At 50.3% G+C, this 16,855-nt stretch carries 16 protein-coding genes; 8 read left to right on the top strand and 8 right to left on the bottom strand.

Annotation, left to right across the window (positions count from 1 at the left end):
- The first annotated feature begins 299 nt into the window (after positions 1-299).
- A complete protein-coding gene (locus LG288_RS00365; RefSeq protein WP_404400917.1) occupies positions 300-1,916 on the top strand; it encodes a VRR-NUC domain-containing protein in 1,617 nt (538 codons plus the stop codon).
- Here the strand turns inward: LG288_RS00365 and aroE are convergent.
- From aroE to dprA, 6 genes are read right to left on the bottom strand one after another with little or no spacing between them, the layout of a single operon-like run.
- Positions 1,885-2,703, bottom strand: coding sequence for a shikimate dehydrogenase (gene aroE / locus LG288_RS00360; protein ID WP_404400915.1), 819 nt, complete (start codon positions 2,701-2,703; stop codon positions 1,885-1,887). The two genes, LG288_RS00365 and aroE, sit on opposite strands and share 32 nt — an antisense overlap.
- Positions 2,696-3,619, bottom strand: a complete 924-nt coding sequence (gene hemF, locus LG288_RS00355; protein ID WP_404400913.1) for an oxygen-dependent coproporphyrinogen oxidase — start codon at positions 3,617-3,619, stop codon at positions 2,696-2,698. The genes aroE and hemF overlap by 8 nt, the downstream gene beginning before the upstream one ends.
- Positions 3,612-4,175: a Sua5/YciO/YrdC/YwlC family protein gene (locus LG288_RS00350; RefSeq protein WP_404400911.1), complete on the bottom strand. Its 564-nt coding sequence runs from the start codon at positions 4,173-4,175 to the stop codon at positions 3,612-3,614. The genes hemF and LG288_RS00350 overlap by 8 nt, the downstream gene beginning before the upstream one ends.
- Positions 4,176-4,205: 30 nt before the next feature.
- Entirely contained in the window at positions 4,206-4,724 is a 519-nt protein-coding gene (locus LG288_RS00345) for a topoisomerase DNA-binding C4 zinc finger domain-containing protein (protein WP_404400909.1), read from the bottom strand.
- Positions 4,725-4,740: 16 nt separating this feature from the next.
- The gene (locus LG288_RS00340; protein ID WP_404400907.1) at positions 4,741-5,214 is read right to left on the bottom strand and encodes a DUF494 family protein; all 474 of its coding nucleotides are present in this window, start codon (positions 5,212-5,214) and stop codon (positions 4,741-4,743) included.
- Between the two features lie 3 nt (positions 5,215-5,217).
- Positions 5,218-6,252, bottom strand: a complete 1,035-nt coding sequence (dprA, locus tag LG288_RS00335; RefSeq protein WP_404400905.1) for a DNA-processing protein DprA — start codon at positions 6,250-6,252, stop codon at positions 5,218-5,220.
- 64 nt (positions 6,253-6,316) lie between these two features.
- Here dprA and def point away from each other — a divergent pair, with 64 nt between their 5' ends.
- From def to trkA, 4 genes are read left to right on the top strand one after another with little or no spacing between them, the layout of a single operon-like run.
- Entirely contained in the window at positions 6,317-6,838 is a 522-nt protein-coding gene (def, locus tag LG288_RS00330) for a peptide deformylase (RefSeq protein WP_404400903.1), read from the top strand.
- 15 nt (positions 6,839-6,853) lie between these two features.
- The gene (gene fmt / locus LG288_RS00325; RefSeq protein ID WP_404403109.1) at positions 6,854-7,804 is read left to right on the top strand and encodes a methionyl-tRNA formyltransferase; all 951 of its coding nucleotides are present in this window, start codon (positions 6,854-6,856) and stop codon (positions 7,802-7,804) included.
- The gene (gene rsmB / locus LG288_RS00320; protein ID WP_404400901.1) at positions 7,804-9,123 is read left to right on the top strand and encodes a 16S rRNA (cytosine(967)-C(5))-methyltransferase RsmB; all 1,320 of its coding nucleotides are present in this window, start codon (positions 7,804-7,806) and stop codon (positions 9,121-9,123) included. Before fmt ends, rsmB begins: the two co-directional genes overlap by 1 nt.
- Positions 9,120-10,496: a Trk system potassium transporter TrkA gene (trkA, locus tag LG288_RS00315; RefSeq protein WP_404400899.1), complete on the top strand. Its 1,377-nt coding sequence runs from the start codon at positions 9,120-9,122 to the stop codon at positions 10,494-10,496. Before rsmB ends, trkA begins: the two co-directional genes overlap by 4 nt.
- Here trkA and LG288_RS00310 read toward each other — a convergent pair.
- Positions 10,467-11,108 (bottom strand): YigZ family protein, encoded by a 642-nt coding sequence (locus LG288_RS00310; RefSeq protein ID WP_404400897.1) that lies wholly within the window; start codon positions 11,106-11,108, stop codon positions 10,467-10,469. The genes trkA and LG288_RS00310 overlap by 30 nt on opposite strands.
- Positions 11,101-13,065, bottom strand: coding sequence for a transglycosylase SLT domain-containing protein (locus LG288_RS00305; RefSeq protein WP_404400895.1), 1,965 nt, complete (start codon positions 13,063-13,065; stop codon positions 11,101-11,103). The genes LG288_RS00310 and LG288_RS00305 overlap by 8 nt, the downstream gene beginning before the upstream one ends.
- A gap of 135 nt (positions 13,066-13,200) precedes the next feature.
- Here LG288_RS00305 and fadB point away from each other — a divergent pair, with 135 nt between their 5' ends.
- From fadB to tusA, 3 genes are read left to right on the top strand one after another with little or no spacing between them, the layout of a single operon-like run.
- On the top strand, positions 13,201-15,357 hold the full coding sequence (fadB, locus tag LG288_RS00300; RefSeq protein WP_404400893.1) for a fatty acid oxidation complex subunit alpha FadB: 2,157 nt from the start codon (positions 13,201-13,203) through the stop codon (positions 15,355-15,357).
- Positions 15,358-15,375: 18 nt separating this feature from the next.
- Positions 15,376-16,539, top strand: coding sequence for an acetyl-CoA C-acyltransferase FadA (gene fadA / locus LG288_RS00295; RefSeq protein WP_404400891.1), 1,164 nt, complete (start codon positions 15,376-15,378; stop codon positions 16,537-16,539).
- Between the two features lie 60 nt (positions 16,540-16,599).
- Positions 16,600-16,830: a sulfurtransferase TusA gene (gene tusA / locus LG288_RS00290; RefSeq protein WP_404400889.1), complete on the top strand. Its 231-nt coding sequence runs from the start codon at positions 16,600-16,602 to the stop codon at positions 16,828-16,830.
- Positions 16,831-16,855: the final 25 nt, after the last annotated feature.

Below are 16,855 nucleotides of genomic sequence, written 5' to 3'. Positions count from 1 at the left end.
TTATATTTTCAACGTGTCGCGTTTTTTTGTAAGTTTTTGATGTGGTGGGCTTTTATTACTGCAGGTATCCCAGTGTACCCGTCTTATTATATTATCATTTTAAGTGTGGAAACTTTATTTTTTGTTATCGCTTGGCCTGTTATCTAAAACCTGCAATACGTGGATAGCTCCTGCCTAAAACGACTGATAGATTAGCATAAAATTAACCTGGATCTAGCGCTATGTGCTATTCCTTTAGACCATTTTGTAATCTATTCTGGGCTTCTTTATATAACAATTAAATTTTTATTATTAAATCAATGCATTGGGATATTGCCGACGTAAACGATCCGCTCTACTACTGGAAGAATTTTGCTCTGGTCAAAAGCTGGGTGCAGGAACACCACAGTGAGCTGATGAATTCTGCTCTTCAGTCTATGATCAACCAATACGACCTGCTGTCGCCTGACGCTCAACGGCTTTGGCTGCGTTTATATTCACGCAAGGGCGAATTTTTCCGTATTGACCGGCTAAATTATCCGGAGATTGATGTGCCTCTGGCCATTAGTGAGCTAACCCGGCAAGGCTGGATACAACCGGCAGATAAATCCAGCCAGCCGCACTGGTTAGCCTTACTGACTAAAGCAGAGCTGTTAGCCCTGCAACCCGGCGCTCTCAAAGCATTGAGTAAACAACAACTGCTGGAGCAATTAAGCAGTACCAGGGTGACGAGTGACATAGAAATCGTTCAGCTGCTAAAAAACAGTCAGTTTAACCAGCTGGCTTTACTGTTTTTTGGCAACTCCAGACAGCAACTGTCAGAATTTGTTGTTACCGCTCTGGGCCATATCCAGTATGAGTCTTACCTTGCCAGGCCAAAGACATTATTTAGCGGCAAAGACGAAATGGCGCTGTTTTTACAGATAGAGCACTGGCAAACAGAATATGCGGATTTAAATACCCCGCAGGAGCGTATTGACTGGATCCGTCGCTGGCAACAGGACACGGTGTTAGCGTCTTTTCCTGAGCGCCTTACCGGTAAACTCAGCCGCTTTTTAAATCGTCTGGCGCGGGACTGCGAGCGCCAGCATGCGGTGTTCCTTGCCCATGTTTTATACCGTAAGTCGCAACGGCCACCGGCCCGCGAAAGGCAAGCCAGAATGTACTTTAAGGACAGACCCCTGCAGGCAAGACGGTTATTGTTTCAAATGTACCAGGACCCGGCGGATGAGACGGAATTTGAAGTTGCAAGACAGTTGCTGGGCCGCTGGTTTAAGTGTGACTTTAGCCAGCAGTCGCAAACCATTGCATCGCAATCTCTGACGCTGGGTTATACCGTCAGGCAGGTAGAAAAAGCGGTACTGGCGTATTATAAAAGCCTTGGCTGGCATGGCAGCCATAGTGAGAATATCATCCCTCAGACGTTATTCGGTTTGCTGTTCTGGGATATCATTTTTTATGATATCGAAGGGGCGTTTATACACCCTTTCCAGCGCGGCCCGCGAGATCTGCGCTCACCCGCTTTTTACCAGCGCCGTAAAGCGCTTTTTCAGCAACGTATCAGCATGATCCGACAACAGCCTGGTGCAGCCATTGCTTTAGCGGCCCGGCACGCCGAGCAAAAAAAGGACATTGCCAACCCCTTTGTTGCCTGGAAAATAAACCCGGTTGATGAAGCGCTGACATGGTTCCGTCAATTACCGGCCACCCTGTGGGCAGATTTATTCGACCGGATGGCTTTCGATACAAAAAATAATGGCAGCGGATTTCCCGATTTGTGGTTATATCACCCCGACCAGCAACAAGTGCAGCTAATCGAGGTAAAGGGCCCCGGCGACACGTTACGAACCAATCAGTCGCGATGGCTGCAGTTTTTTCAAACAGCAGAGGTGCCGGTGACTCTGCTTAATGTGAAGCCAGCTGTTGCCGAATCTTAGCAATTACCGGAGCCATTTTCGGTAGCTCACACTGCCACCACAGGCGGTAACTTTCAGCAGCCTGGCCTACCAGCATCCCCAATCCGTCAAAACACTGAGCGGAGCCGATTAGCCGGGCATGCTGCAAAAACGGTGTCGGTCCGGCACCGTACATCATGTCATAAACGGCGGAGGCCTCACTGAAGAGCCGCTCCGGAACAGACGGCAACTGACCGCTAAGTGAGGCACTGGAGGCATTAATGATGACATCGATACCATTTACGTCTGACCAGCGGGTCACTGCCCTGGCCTTATCGTTAAGGTCGGCCAGAGCCTGCGCCTTACTCGCGGTGCGGTTATAAATCCACAGTACGTCGATCGGCGCATTCAGCAGGTTAGCCAGAACGCCGCGGGCGGCACCGCCCGCGCCGATTAACAGGATTCGTTGACCACTCAAAGGTATTTGTAAACGTTGTAAATCACGGATTAAGCCGGATCCATCGGTATTTGCCCCCAGCAACCCTCCGGCACGGTCTTTTACAAGAGTATTAACCGCGCCGGCACTTTTTGCCTGCGGCGTAAGCCGGGTGGCCAGTTCAAACGCCTGTTGCTTAAAGGGCGCCGTAACATTGGCTCCCCGCAAGCCAAGCCGAAACTGCCGGGCAACGCAGCGCTTAAAGCCAGGTATGCTGGCCAACTGTTTATAATAATCCAGCCGGTGGCCAAATTGTTCGGCGAAGCACTGATGGATTTGCGGCGACAAACTATGCCCCACAGGGTTGCCGAAAACACAAAACCGATCAGTCATCGGCCATCGCTGCCCAGTCGCGGGGAATTAAAAAGTGTTCGGTCAGTTGTGCCTCGGCTGAATCAGGCTGCGGCTGCCAATCGTATTCCCAGCGCACCATCGGCGGCATCGACATTAAAATGGATTCGGTGCGGCCGCCCGTTTGTAAACCAAATAAGGTGCCACGATCCCAGACTAAATTAAACTCAACATAGCGGCCACGCCGGTAAAGCTGAAAAGCTCTTTGCTGCTCCGTATAGGGAGTCTCTTTACGACGCTCAACAATAGGACAGTAGGCATCACAAAAAGCGTCGCCAACCGCTTTTACCACGGCAAATGCCTCCTCAAAGGACCGGTCGTTTAAGTCATCGAAGAATATTCCGCCGACACCGCGGGCTTCGTTTCTGTGCTTCAGATAAAAGTAGTCATCGCACCAGGGTTTGTACTTCGGATATAAGGATTCATCGACGGCATCCAACGCAGCCTTAGCCTTCTGATGCCACTCGATAACGTCACCTTCGACCGCATAAAACGGAGTTAAATCAAAACCGCCGCCGAACCACCAAACCGGTTCATGACCGTCTTTTTCGGCAATGAAAAAGCGCACATTCATATGAACCGTTGGCACGTGGGGATTCTTAGGGTGGAACACCAGCGACACGCCGCAGGCATTAAATTCACGCCCGGCCAGTTCAGGCCGGTGCGCGGTTGCGCTATCGGGCAGGCTTTCTCCGTAAACATGCGAAAAACCAACCCCGGCCTGTTCAAATACCGCACCGTTTTTCAGCACTCTTGAACGACCGCCGCCGCCCTTTTCCCGTTGCCATCGATCTTGTTGAAAACGGCCTTTTTTATCGACAGTTTCGATTTGATTACAGATGCGATCCTGTAAATCCATAAAATAAGCAATTACAGGTTTTAAATATGCGTCATTCATTATGTCGAAAAACCTTTTCTGTCAGCGGGTCAATGATTTTACTGGGCGATCTTGCGCCACCCGTTTCGGCATCCCACACCCAGCTTAGCTGATCGCCAAAGTAACTTCTTACTTCGTCTGCAGTCCGGGCTGGTTCTTCGCCCGCCGGGTTGGCGCTGGTTGATACCAACGCCGTGCCTAACTTCCGGCATAAGGCACGGACCGGCTCAAATGCGGTGACTCTGACAGCAATAGTATCGCGGCCACCCGTTAACCACTCAGACACACTCTTTCTTGCCGGCAAAATTAAGGTAACCGGCCCAGGCCAGTGTGAAAGCACTTGAAAACGCTTATCCTGAGGTATTGCCCGATCATCGATATAGGGCAGTAACTGGCTGTAATCCGCAGCAATAAGAATAAGACCCTTTTCAACCGGTCGTCGTTTTAAAGCCAGAATTTGTTTAATCGCCGTATCATCTGTCGGGTCGCAACCGAGGCCAAAAACAGCTTCTGTAGGGTAAGCGATAACGCCTCCCAAAAGGGCTTCTCTCGCAGCAGCCAAATCTAAGGTCGTCAAATGGAGTTCTCCTTCACCGATTTTGGCAAATTATAACGGCTCTGATTTGTAATCACAGTTTTTTTGCGGACAGAAATGCCGCGTGACGCCGCTTTGTTTTTTTCTTAACAAAATCGGAAACTGACAGCTTGGGCAGGCTTCATTTACGGGGGGGAAATTGACCGAGTAATCGCATTGAGGGTATTCGGTGCAGGCAAAAAAAGAGGAGCCGCGACGGGAGGTCTTTTGCACCAGTTGTCCGGCCCGTCCAGCCTGATGACAAAGCGGGCAGATAACACCCTGATCAGCATCGCTACTGTTCGGTTCAGTGACAAAGGCGCATTGCGGAAAACCGCTGCAGCCAACAAATAAGCCAAAGCGGCCGCTTTTTAACTGTAACTCGCGGCCACACTCCGGGCAGTCGACACCCAGGCTTTCAGGCTCAATTTCAGACTGCTCTCTTAAGCCTTGCGTAAAATCACATTCGGGGAAGCCGGTACAGGCATAAAAGCTCGTCTGCCCTTTATGCTTAACCACCAATTCCTGACTGCACTGCGGACACTTTGGCATTAGTTTGTGCGCTGCTTCAGTGCAGGGGACCCTCGGCCTGCTCAAATAAAAGGCCTTCCATTTGATCGTAAGCCGCTTCGTGACCCGGTAAGTTGAACAACACCATCAATACCACCCACTTCAGGTCGTCCAGATTAAAATTTGTGGCTTCCAGCTCCATCACCCGATCAAGCACCATCTCCCGGGTTGCAAAATCCAGCACGCCGAGGTTTTCCAGATAGATTAGAAAGCCCTGGCACTGGCTATCCAGCCGGATAGCTTCTTGCTCGGTAAAAACCCGGGTCGCTGTTGATGGCTGCGAGGTTAAATAGCTTTTCGCATCGCCATCCTGCAAATCGGCTAAACGCTCCAGCCAAGCCAAAGCTTTGTGAATTTCCTGACGGTGAAACCCTGCCCGAGTCAGCTCATCGGTTAACTCATCAGGATTAACAATGACCTCTTGCTCCGAATGAATATAATTTTCAAACAAGTACATGAGGATATCAAACATAATTTAGCGCCTCCCCACTTTGATGTAACCGCCTGCCACTGCTTTTACCAGGCCCTGTAGCTCAAGAAACAAGAGTTGTTCTGTTACTTCTGCAGCCGATAACCCGGTTGCCATGACTAGCTGCTCTATGGTCGTCGGCTGAAACCCCACATTAGCGGACAATGCCGAGTTTGCCAAGCTTTCTTCAGTGGCTGGCTGATCAGTCACCGACAACTTATTGGTTGTCATGGCAAACCAGTTCAGCACATCGTCAGGGTGGCTAATCAGCTCGGCACCCTGCTTAAGTAACCAATGACAACCTTGCGCCTCGGTGGCAAAGACATTGCCCGGCACGGCACCAACATTCCGGCCTTCGTTAATAGCGGCCAGTGCCGTTGACAGTGAACCGCTGCGCGGGGCAGCTTCGACAACCACAACGCCGGTGCTCAAGCCATTAATAATACGGTTACGACGGGGAAAATGATCCATTCGTGCGGCAATTCCGGGGGGAAACTCTGACAGCAACAGGCCTTGATGGGCAATTAAACGGTGCAGCTGCCGATTTCGCGGTGGATACACTTTATCGATACCGGTACCCAGCACGGCAATGGTTAAACCCTGCTCAACGGCCCGCTGATGAGCCTGGGAGTCTATCCCCATGGCCAGCCCACTGACCACTGTAATGCCATGCAGAGAGCACTCCTTTGCTAACCAATCGGCCATCTGTAAGCCACTATGCGAGGCTTTTCGAGAGCCGATAATGGCCACTTTAGGGCTTTCCAGCAATTCTTTACGGCCTTGCCAGAACAATAACCACGGCGGGTCGTCAATGGCTTTTAAGTGAGCCGGATAAGCCGGATCAAAAAAACCAACTAAGCCCTGATTTGGGTTGCGTTGCCAGTCCAGTGCGGCGGTAACCCAGCGACTGTCTACCGGTTTTAACGATTGCGCCCATCGTTGTAGCACCTCTTCAACGCAGGAAAGCTGCCGTGCGGCCCGCTTAATCTCCCGTTTGGCCCGATTTAATGCCAGTAACACACACACATCTTGCTGTTGCATAGACTGTCCTTAGCCCCCATAAATGCGTTAAACTAAGGGTAGTAAAAGCTAAGGAGTTACAGATATGTCAAAGTTAACGGTTCTAAAGTATCCGGATGAACGGTTACGCACCGTTGCCAAACCGATAGACTCAGTCGATGACGCGCTGCGCGCCACTATCGACGATATGTTCGAGACCATGTACGAGTCACAAGGGGTTGGTTTAGCCGCAACCCAGGTTGATGTTCACAGACGATTATTCATTGCTGACTGCAGTGAAGATCAGAACGAAGCTCTGGTGTTTATTAACCCTGAGATTACAAAGGCAGAGGGTCATTTCGCTAACGAAGAAGGCTGTCTCTCGTTCCCGGGCGTTTATGCCAAGGTTGAACGTGCCGAGCGGATAACGGTTACCGCCACTGATCGCAACGGCGAGCAGTTTAATCTTGACGCCGAAGGGTTGCTGGCCATTTGTATACAGCACGAAATTGATCACCTGAACGGAAAGCTGTTCGTTGATTACCTGTCACCGCTAAAGCAAAGCCGTATTCGCAAAAAACTGGAAAAAGAACAGCGCATGAATGAAAAAGTCGGCGCGGAAAGTTAATCGATGAACGAATCCTTGCGCATCGTTTTTGCCGGTACGCCTGACTTTGCGGCCCGGCACCTGCAGGCTCTTTTAGCATCGCAGCATAAAGTTGTTGCGGTCTACACTCAACCCGACCGGCCCGCCGGCCGCGGTAAAAAGCTGCAACCATCGGCCGTTAAAACTCTGGCGCTGCAAAATAACTTACCCGTTTATCAGCCCGAGAGCCTTAAGCCTGCCGAGCAGCAACAAATACTTGCCGGACTGAACGCGGATGTTATGGTCGTGGTAGCTTACGGTTTATTGTTGCCTCAGGCTGTTCTGGATACGCCGGGCATGGGCTGTATTAATGTGCATGGCTCATTGCTTCCGCGATGGCGCGGTGCAGCGCCCATTCAGCGAGCTGTTTGGGCCGGCGATACTGAGTCTGGTGTGGCAATAATGCAGATGGAAGCAGGCCTGGATACCGGACCTGTACTGTTAGAACGGCGTTGTGAGATTAAGGCTGATGAAACGTCGGCTTCACTTTATGCAAAGCTTGAAGTTCTGGGGCCACCGGCGCTGGTCGAGGCGCTTGATAACCTGGCTGAACTTCAGCAAAAGGCTCAACCACAAAACCACCAGCAAGCTACTTACGCAAAAAAACTGAGCAAAGAAGAAGGTCGGATTGACTGGCAGCAGACTGCGGATCAGTTAAACCGTAACGTGCATGCTTTTAATCCCTGGCCGACTGCCTGGTTTACCAGCACAACTCAGGATGACAAGCCGCTGGTTATTAAAGTTCTGGCGTCTCAGTCTATTGAACAAAACTCAAACGAACCAGCCGGCACCATCGTTAACACCTCTGCAGAGGGTATTGATGTTGCTTGCGGCACCGGTATTCTTCGCATTATTGCTGCACAAATGCCGGGCAAAAAGGCGCAACCTGCTGCACAATTGTTTAACGGCTACCGAACGATTTTCAGTAAAGGTAATCAACTGACTTAATGACTAAAAAAAACCGCCCCGCTTCGGGCGCGCAAAGCCGTGCCATTGCAGCAAAAATTGTGTTCCGGGTGCTTGAACAGGGCGAGAGTCTGTCAGCTGTTTTACCGGAAGAAACTCAGCCGCTGGAGGTCAGCGACAGACGTCTGGCCCAGGCAATTAGCTATGGTGTAATGCGCTACTTGCCCAGCCTTAATCAACTGATTGCCGGCAAACTAAAAAAACCACTGAGCGGCAAACTAAAAATTCTTAACAGTCTTTTGTTAGTGGGTGCTTACCAACTTTATTTTCTACGTACTAAAGACCATGCCGCAGTCAGTGCCTCAGTCGAAGCGGCTAAGTTCCTGGGTCGCAAAAACCATACTGGCTTAGTTAACGGTGTCTTGCGGCAGCTATTACGGGAGGCTCCGGAAAGGGGCGACAACCAGCAACGTGCGCTGCCGGAGGATAAATTACATAACCATCCACGCTGGCTGGCTGAGGCGATAAAGCAAGATTACCCTGATAACTGGCAGGAGCTTCTGTTTAACAACAATCAGCACCCGCCCATGTGGTTGCGGGTTAATGAAAACCAAGTGAGTCGGGCAGCGTATCAACAACTGTTAGACGACGAGGAAATTGAATCCCATCCGGATGATAGGGTGTCCAGTGCCTTGCGGCTAACGCAGCCGGTGGCAGTTGAGCGCTTACCGGGTTTTAGCGAAGGTTGGGTGTCAGTTCAGGACCGTTCGGCGCAACTTGCCGGTTTTCTCCTGAACAGTCACGAGAGCCATCGTGTGCTTGACTGTTGCGCCGCACCGGGCGGAAAAACACTACACTTGCTCGAGCGTCACCAATTTACAGAGCCGCTGACAGCTATTGATATTGATCAGAAACGCTTACAGCGGGTTGAAGAAAACCTGGCCAGGCAAAAGCAACCGGCGACCCTGATTTGTGCCGATATTACCGCTACTGATAAATGGTGGGATGGCGTCTGCTACGATCGAATCTTACTGGATGCGCCCTGCTCAGCCACGGGTGTAATCCGCCGCCATCCGGACATTAAATGGTTGCGTCGTGCTTCTGATATCGATGCCCTGGTAAAACTGCAGGCACAAATTCTGGATAGCATCTGGCCCCTGTTAAAGGATGGCGGAGAACTCTTATATGCGACCTGCTCGGTACTGGCCAGAGAAAACCAACAGCAGATTGAACATTTTCTGCGCCGCCAAAAGGATGCTAGGCTAAGCGATATAACAGAACAGCAAGCCACGCTGCAACTGCTGCCCGCGGCTGATGGCGGTGATGGCTTTTTCTATGCAAGGTTAAAGAAACAACAATGAAAATTATCATTTTGGGTGTCGGTCAGGTCGGCGGTACCCTGGCAGAAAACCTGGTCGGTGAACGTAACGATATCACAGTGGTGGACACTGACACCGACTTACTGGAGCAGCTGCAGGACAAACATGATCTGCAGATAGTTGTCGGTCACGCGGCCCACCCGGATACCCTAAGGCATGCCGGCGCAGAAGATGCGGACTTGTTAATTGCGGTTACGAATAGTGATGAAACCAATATGATCGCCTGTCAGGTCGCATACTCGATATTCAATACGCCCACTAAGATAGCCCGTATCCGTTCAGAAGAGTACATTCGCTATCGCGACCGCTTATTCCACAAAAACGATGCCCCCGTCGACTTCCTTATCTCGCCGGAGCAACTGGTCACCAACTACATCCGAAAACTGATCGACTACCCCGGGGCGTTGCAGGTAATGGAGTTTGCCAGTGGCCGCGCCAGCCTGGTCGCTGTGAAAGCCTACTATGGCGGTAAATTGGTTGGCCACGCAATTTCGACGCTACGTGAACATATCCCTAATATTGATACCCGGGTTGCCGCTATCTATCGTCAGGGGAAACCCATCCGGCCCACCGGCACCACCATAATCGAAGCAGATGACGAAGTGTTCTTTATCGCTGATACCCGCCATATCAGCACCGTTATGCAAGAGTTGCAAAAGCTTGAGCGTAAATACCGTCGTATTATGATTGTCGGCGGTGGCAATATTGGTTCCGGGCTGGCAAAACAGCTAGAGAGTGATCATCGGGTAAAACTTATTGAACAGGATGAAGACCGGGCAGAAGACCTTTCGCAACGGCTTCAGCACACATTAGTATTTAAAGGTGATGCTTCCGACCAAAAACTGTTAGAAGAAGAGCACGTTGAAGATATTGATGTGTTTATCGCCGTGACTAATGACGACGAAGCTAACATCATGTCGGCCATGCTGGCTAAGCGCATGGGGGCCAGAAAAACCATGGTGCTGATCCAGCGCAGCGCTTATGTCGATCTGGTTCAGGGCGGTGAAATTGATATCGCCATCTCGCCGCAAAGAGCTACCATCTCCGCGCTGCTTACTCATGTCCGGCGTGGTGACATTGTTAATGTTTATTCGTTACGCAAAGGGGCCGCTGAAGCTATAGAAGCCATCGCCCATGGCGACCAGAGCACCTCAAAGGTGGTCGGTAAGGCCGTTAATGAAATTAAATTGCCACCGGGTACTACGATAGGTGCTATTGTCCGGGGCAACGAGGTTTTAATGGCTCATGGTGAGACTATTGTGCAGTCGGATGACCACGTCATTCTGTTTTTACTGGACAAAAAATACATTGATGAGGTCGAGCGACTATTCCAGCCCAGCGCCATGTTCTTTTGATTTATCCATTAGCTTTATTCTTCCCTGCGTGGCGGCGTTCAGCTTTTCCTGGAGGCTGGCCACATTTTCCGGCACAGTCGCAAGGTGCTGGCTGACCAGCTCGGTAAAGTCACTGTCCAGAACCTGCACCTGATATTGTTTCCATAAAGCATCTATAGCACCCTGATCGCTGTACGGATAGTTAACCCGGAATTGTTGGCGATAAATGCAAAGCTCCGTTTCGAGCGCTGTCAGAGCCTCAGATACCGCCTGACTGTAGGCTCGCTGCAAGCCTCCGGTACCAAGTTTTATACCGCCAAAGTAACGCACCACGACAACAGAAATATCACCCAGGGGTGCATTGCGCAGCACGTTTAGCATGGGCCGCCCCGCCGTGCCTGAAGGTTCGCCATCGTCACTACAGGACAAGCCATCATCGCCAAACGGTGAGCCAATTACGTGAGCTGTGCAATAGTGATTTGCTTTGGGCCAGCGTTTTTGCACCTCGGCTAAAAAAGCAGCCGCATCAGCAGTATTGCGGCAAGGCGACAGACAGGCAATAAAACGGCTGCTTTTTATTTCTATTTCATGCTCACAGGCAGTCGTTGGCCGACGATAATCCTTACTAGTCATAGCTTGGCTGTATCATCATCCCTTCGAGGTTTTCAAACAGATTACCCTGATTGCCCTGCAGTAAGTAGTAGATCTGCTGGTAGGTTAAAACCGCTTTTAAATAATCACGAGTTTCATAATAAGGTACCTGCTCTATCCACTCATCGGCAGGCGTAGCTGTCGATGGTAACCAGTCCAGTACTTTGTAGTAGCCGGCATTATAAGAAGCAGTAGCAAGTACGTGGTTATCATTAAATCGATTTTTTAAGCGGCTTAAATAATAGGTACCCAGTTCTACATTGGTCTTGGGTTTATGCAGCTGACGGTAGCTGATGTTGTCATTGCGCAGGCGTTTAGCCGTATTAGGCAAAATCTGCATCAATCCACGCGCTCCGGCGCTTGAGTATGCATCAGCCCGAAAAGCGCTTTCGCGGCGTGTAACGGCCATTGCCCAACTGGGGTCAATACCAACCCGGTTAGAAGCGCCGGTTAGCAGGCTGCCATAGGCCATCGGAAAGCGAATATTGACTGCATCAAAGTAGCCAATTTGAGCCAGCGTCCAGATGGCCTGGTCATGCCACTCCCATTCACTGGCCAGCAATGCCGCAGCTTTATGCTGCTCTCCGTTAAGCTCAGAAAGTAAATGATTCCATTCCCGCCGGGCGTCAACAAAACGTTCTAACTGAATAAACTCGTACGCCCGCAGCGCGCTGGGATGCTGTTTTACCTGCTCCAGTTCAACTGGACTCATTTCGATAGGATCGGTATCCAGGCTCACCGCTTGCCCAATCCTGGCGGCCGACAAAAAGCCGTAAAAATTACGCTCTTTTGCCAGTTCCTGATACAGCTCGTTTGCCGCCAGCTTATCCCCGGTAATTTCGCTGGAACGCGCCAGCCAGTAGCGCCACTGAGCGCCGTTAGCTATCGCCGGCGGTAAGCTTTCGATGGCTAATTTTAAGGTGCTAAAATCGCGATCCCGTAAATAAGTGGCCAGACGCCACTGCAAAGTCCTTTCATCTAACGACGACGGTGGAACACGCTGATGCCAAATTCGCGCTTCCGGATGTTTCTTCAAGCTTAGCGCAACCGCAAATTCAGACGCCACTTGTTGGCGCTGCTCGCTACTAAAAGGCAGTTTCTGGCTAAGCTTTTCAAAGGCTTTTAAGGCTAAGTTTTCGTCCCGCCAAATCAGCTTTTTCAGGGCGTAAGTTGCTATTTCAGCTTCTTTTTGTCGATCCGCTCCCTGCCAGCGTTTGTCGGAATATATCGCCGCCGGCGAGTAACGTACTTTATGGTAAAGTTCAGCTAAATACTGGTAATTATCCGGTAGTAAGCTTTTCAGATACGGGATCATCGTCGGGTTGCCGCCGTCGGCCGCCAGCCCTATCCGCTGCCAGACTTTTTCGCTGGTACGTGCACCCAGCTCCGCCCACTCTGCGAGAATTCCGTCACAGGCTGAGGGAACTGAAAATCCATGCGCCCAGATGCCGTCAACCTTTTGTATAAATGCCTGATTTTCCAGCCCCTGGGCGCGCTCCGCTTCAATCAGGTGGCACTGATGGGTCAGAGTCCCCGGATAACGAAAATCACGAATAAAACGTTCTTGCTCGCCGTGTCCGGCAAGATAGGTAAGCCACTTGCGTCTTAACTGCCAATCAAGGGGAGTACCTTCGTATTGTTGCAAAAATGACAATACCCGATCCTCATTGACCAGGTAGCCAATTTGTTGCAACCGCTCAAGTTCGAGGTAAGGCGCTAAAGGATAATCTTCCAGCTCCTCGCGCAGTAAACGGTACTCAGCAAGACGGCCCCGCTTTGCTGCATACTCTGCTTTTAAAAACAGTTCGCGTTGTTCAGCGCGCTGGTCAGAAAGCGGTTGTGCCGCAACAACAAAAGGGGCAGCTAAGCTGACGATAACGGCTATCAGGCCGGTTCGCACTTTATACTTGTAACGCATGATAAACGACTGCTTTTTCATTAATTCAAACGCATGTTTAAATAACCGTTGAAAAATCGACGCTTTCGCGCCAAACTCTCTCTACCATAACCTAAAGCTATCTCAGAATCAGGTTCTTTGTAGCAAAAATTTAATGGATGTCATGGGAGACCCAAAATGATTTACCAAGGTGAAAACATTCGGGTCGACTTTATTGAACCCGGCTTCGCTGAACTGCAATTTGATGCGAAAGGCTCGGTTAATAAATTCGACCAGGCAACCTTAGAAGAATTCAGTGAGGCGTTAACAAAAATCAAACAAACCGATGATTTAAGAGGCTTGATTGTTACCAGCAGCAAATCCACTTTTATTGTCGGCGCGGACATTACTGAATTTCTTTCGTTGTTCTCTGATGCAGAAAAAACCCGTACCTGGGTAGCCAAAGCGTCCCGGGTTTTTGACCAGTTAGAAGACCTGCCGGTGCCAACAGTCGCTGCGGTAAAAGGCTTTGCACTTGGTGGTGGCTGTGAGGCCTTATTGGCCTGTGATTATCGAGTTGCCGACAGCACCGCGACCATTGGCCTTCCCGAAGTTAAGCTCGGCTTGATACCCGGTTTTGGCGGAACCATGCGCCTGCCCCGTGTTATCGGTCCTGACAATGCGCTGGAGTGGATAACAACCGGTAAAAACAATAATGGCGAAGCCGCCTTAAAAGTTGGTGCTATCGATGCGCTTGTGGCCCCGGAGAAGTTAACTGAGGCGGCATTAAACTTAGCCAAAGCCGCTGCAGCAGGCGAGCAGGACTGGCAAGCGAAGCGGCAGCCCAAGCTGGAACCGCTAAAAGCAAATGATACCGAACTTACCATGACGCTGGTCACAGCTAAAGGCATGGTTGCAGCTAAGGCCGGCAAGCACTACCCAGCCCCGCACAAGGCAATTGAGGCGATTGAAAATGGCGCCCGCGAACATCGTGAAGGCGCCTTAAAGGCTGAAAATAATGCCTTTTTTGACCTTACCCAGACCGATGCCTGCCAGGCTCAGGTAGGTATATTTTTAGCCGATCAGGCTGTTAAAAGTAAGTCGAAAAAATTTGCTAAAGCTGCCAAAAAAGAAATTAAGACAGCCGGAGTATTAGGCGCCGGTATTATGGGTGGTGGTATTGCTTATCAGTCAGCACTGAAAGGAGTGCCGGCGGTAATGAAAGATATCAAGCAGGATGCCCTTGATTTAGGCATGAAAGAGGCAGGCAAAATCCTTAAAAAAGGTGTCGACCGCGGTAAGGTCAATAACGACAAAATGATTAAGGTGCTGTCCTCTATCACCCCGACTTTACTGAACGATGCAGTAAAAGATGTTGATATTGTGGTAGAAGCCGTCGTCGAGAATGCCGACGTGAAAGGCTCAGTATTAGCAGATATCGAATCAGTTATCAGCGACGATGCTATCCTGACATCCAATACATCGACTATCTCAATTACTGAATTAAGCAAAAATCTTAAACGCCCTGAGAAGTTCTGTGGCATGCATTTTTTCAACCCGGTACACAAAATGCCGTTGGTCGAAATTATCCGTGGTGAAAAAACATCCGACGAAACCGTCGCTGCCGTTGTTGCTTACGCTCTCAAGTTAGGCAAGACGCCTATAGTCGTTAACGACTGCCCGGGTTTTTTGGTTAATCGCGTCTTATTCCCGTATCTTGCTGGCTTTTCGGGGATGGTCGACGAAGGTATCGACTTTGTCGCGATTGATAAAGTCATGGAAAAACAGTTCGGTTGGCCAATGGGTCCTGCGTACTTAAGTGATGTTGTCGGTATCGACACCGCAGACCATTGCACCGTTGTGATGGAAGAAGGGTTCCCTACCCGGATGAAACGAGACACTTCCAGTGCTATTGCACAACTTGCTGAAGCCGAACGTTACGGGCAAAAAAATGGTAAAGGGTTTTACGTTTACGGTACCGATAAAAAAGGCAAACCGACTAAACAACCTGCCGAAGAAGCTTATCAGCTGACCGGCTCCGAGCAAGGAAAAACCCTGGATGCAGACGAAGTGATCGCTCGCTGTATGATTCCTATGGTGAACGAAGCAGTTCGCTGCCTGGAAGAAGACATCGTTGGTTCAGCCGCTGAAGCGGATATTGCTTTGCTCTACGGTCTCGGCTTTCCCCCTTTCCGCGGTGGGCCTTTCCGCTACCTGGAGACTATGGGATTAAACAACTTTATTAATCTGGCAGACCAATACGCGCATTTAGGTGAAATATACCAGGTAACTGACGGTATGCGTGAGATGGCAGAGGCCGGTAAATCCTACTTTGAAACAACGAGTGCAAAGTAAGGGCATAGGAGAATTTTTATGAAAGACGTAGTCATTGTTGATTGCATTCGGTCGCCCATGGGACGGTCAAAAAACGGCGTGTTCCGTAATGTGCGGGCAGAAGATATCTCAGCCGAATTAATGAAAGGATTACTAAAACGTAATCCTCAAGTCGATGCCGGAGAGCTGGAAGACATTTATTGGGGCTGTGTTCAGCAAACCTTAGAACAAGGGTTTAACATTGCCCGTAACTCAGCTCTTATTGCCGGTATTCCACACACAGTAGCCGGCGTTACAGTGAACCGCCTATGTGGCTCATCGATGCAGGCGCTACATGATGCTTCGCGTGCCATCATGCACGGCGACGGTGATATTTTTATGGCCGGAGGCGTTGAGCATATGGGCCATGTTCCTATGGATCACGGCATTGACTTTCATCCGGGCATGAACAAAAGTGTTGCTAAAGCCGCCGGTAGTATGGGCATGACGGCCGAATTACTGGCGCGTAAATTTGGTATTAGCCGCGAGCAGCAAGACGCTTTTGGAGCCCGTTCTCATCAAAGAGCTCATGAAGCTACGGTAGAAGGCCGTTTCGCCAAGGAAATCTACCCAATTAATGGGCATAACGACAACGGCGAACTTGTTCGAGTGACTGCCGATGAAGTTATACGGCCGGAAACGACCGCTGAAGGGCTGGCGCAGTTACGGCCGGTATTTGACCCGGCTAACGGCACGGTTACCGCAGGTACCTCTTCGGCGCTGTCTGACGGCGCCGCCGCAATGCTGGTTATGTCGGCTGAAAAAGCTCAGCAACTGGGCTTAACTCCACGCGTTAAAATTCGCTCGATGGCTGTTGCCGGCTGTGATCCATCTATTATGGGCTATGGCCCGGTACCGGCAACAGAGAAGGCTTTAAAGCGTGCCGGCGTTAGCATTGATGATATCGACCTGGTGGAGCTTAATGAGGCATTTGCTGCGCAATCTTTACCAGTGCTTAAAGGTCTTAAGCTGTTCGATAAAATGGACGAAAAGGTTAATCTGAACGGTGGCGCTATTGCTCTAGGCCATCCGCTGGGTTGCTCGGGCGCCCGCATCTCAACCACCCTGATACACTTGATGGAAGAAAAAGACGCTAAGCTGGGTCTTGCTACCATGTGTATTGGTTTAGGTCAGGGTATTGCGACAGTCTTCGAACGCGTCTGACACAAATTAAGAAAGAGCAGGAATAAGCCCCTGCTCTTTCTTGATGCCAACGAGTAACTTATGACTGCAGATAAAGAACTTGATACTTTGGGTCTTCGTTGCCCGGAGCCGGTGATGCTGGTCAGGGCTGCTATTCGCAAGATGTCCGTTGGGGACGTGCTAATGGTTATTGCTGATGACCCGGCAACCGTGCGCGATATACCCGGTTTTTGTGAGTTCATGGACCACCAGTTGCTTGAACAGCAAACAGATCAGGTGCCCTATCGTTACTGGATTGAAAAAAAGCACTAAAAACATGCGCCCGGGGCGCATGTTC

Origin of the sequence: Idiomarina seosinensis (assembly GCF_044797955.1) — a bacterium.
GTDB lineage: Bacteria > Pseudomonadota > Gammaproteobacteria > Enterobacterales > Alteromonadaceae > Idiomarina > Idiomarina seosinensis_A.
Note: the sequence above shows the minus strand (reverse complement) of the source record. Positions and strands in the feature narration are given on the sequence as shown.

Excerpts from the sequence above, each read along its gene's own strand:
- LG288_RS00365 (WP_404400917.1), top strand. The coding sequence starts at position 300 with ATGCATTGGGATATTGCCGACGTAAACGATCCGCTCTACTACTGGAAG.
- aroE (WP_404400915.1), bottom strand. The coding sequence starts at position 2,703 with ATGACTGATCGGTTTTGTGTTTTCGGCAACCCTGTGGGGCATAGTTTG.
- hemF (WP_404400913.1), bottom strand. The coding sequence starts at position 3,619 with ATGAATGACGCATATTTAAAACCTGTAATTGCTTATTTTATGGATTTA.
- LG288_RS00345 (WP_404400909.1), bottom strand. The coding sequence starts at position 4,724 with ATGCCAAAGTGTCCGCAGTGCAGTCAGGAATTGGTGGTTAAGCATAAA.
- LG288_RS00340 (WP_404400907.1), bottom strand. The coding sequence starts at position 5,214 with ATGTTTGATATCCTCATGTACTTGTTTGAAAATTATATTCATTCGGAG.
- dprA (WP_404400905.1), bottom strand. The coding sequence starts at position 6,252 with ATGCAACAGCAAGATGTGTGTGTGTTACTGGCATTAAATCGGGCCAAA.
- def (WP_404400903.1), top strand. The coding sequence starts at position 6,317 with ATGTCAAAGTTAACGGTTCTAAAGTATCCGGATGAACGGTTACGCACC.
- rsmB (WP_404400901.1), top strand. The coding sequence starts at position 7,804 with ATGACTAAAAAAAACCGCCCCGCTTCGGGCGCGCAAAGCCGTGCCATT.
- trkA (WP_404400899.1), top strand. The coding sequence starts at position 9,120 with ATGAAAATTATCATTTTGGGTGTCGGTCAGGTCGGCGGTACCCTGGCA.
- LG288_RS00310 (WP_404400897.1), bottom strand. The coding sequence starts at position 11,108 with ATGACTAGTAAGGATTATCGTCGGCCAACGACTGCCTGTGAGCATGAA.
- LG288_RS00305 (WP_404400895.1), bottom strand. The coding sequence starts at position 13,065 with ATGAAAAAGCAGTCGTTTATCATGCGTTACAAGTATAAAGTGCGAACC.
- fadB (WP_404400893.1), top strand. The coding sequence starts at position 13,201 with ATGATTTACCAAGGTGAAAACATTCGGGTCGACTTTATTGAACCCGGC.
- fadA (WP_404400891.1), top strand. The coding sequence starts at position 15,376 with ATGAAAGACGTAGTCATTGTTGATTGCATTCGGTCGCCCATGGGACGG.
- tusA (WP_404400889.1), top strand. The coding sequence starts at position 16,600 with ATGACTGCAGATAAAGAACTTGATACTTTGGGTCTTCGTTGCCCGGAG.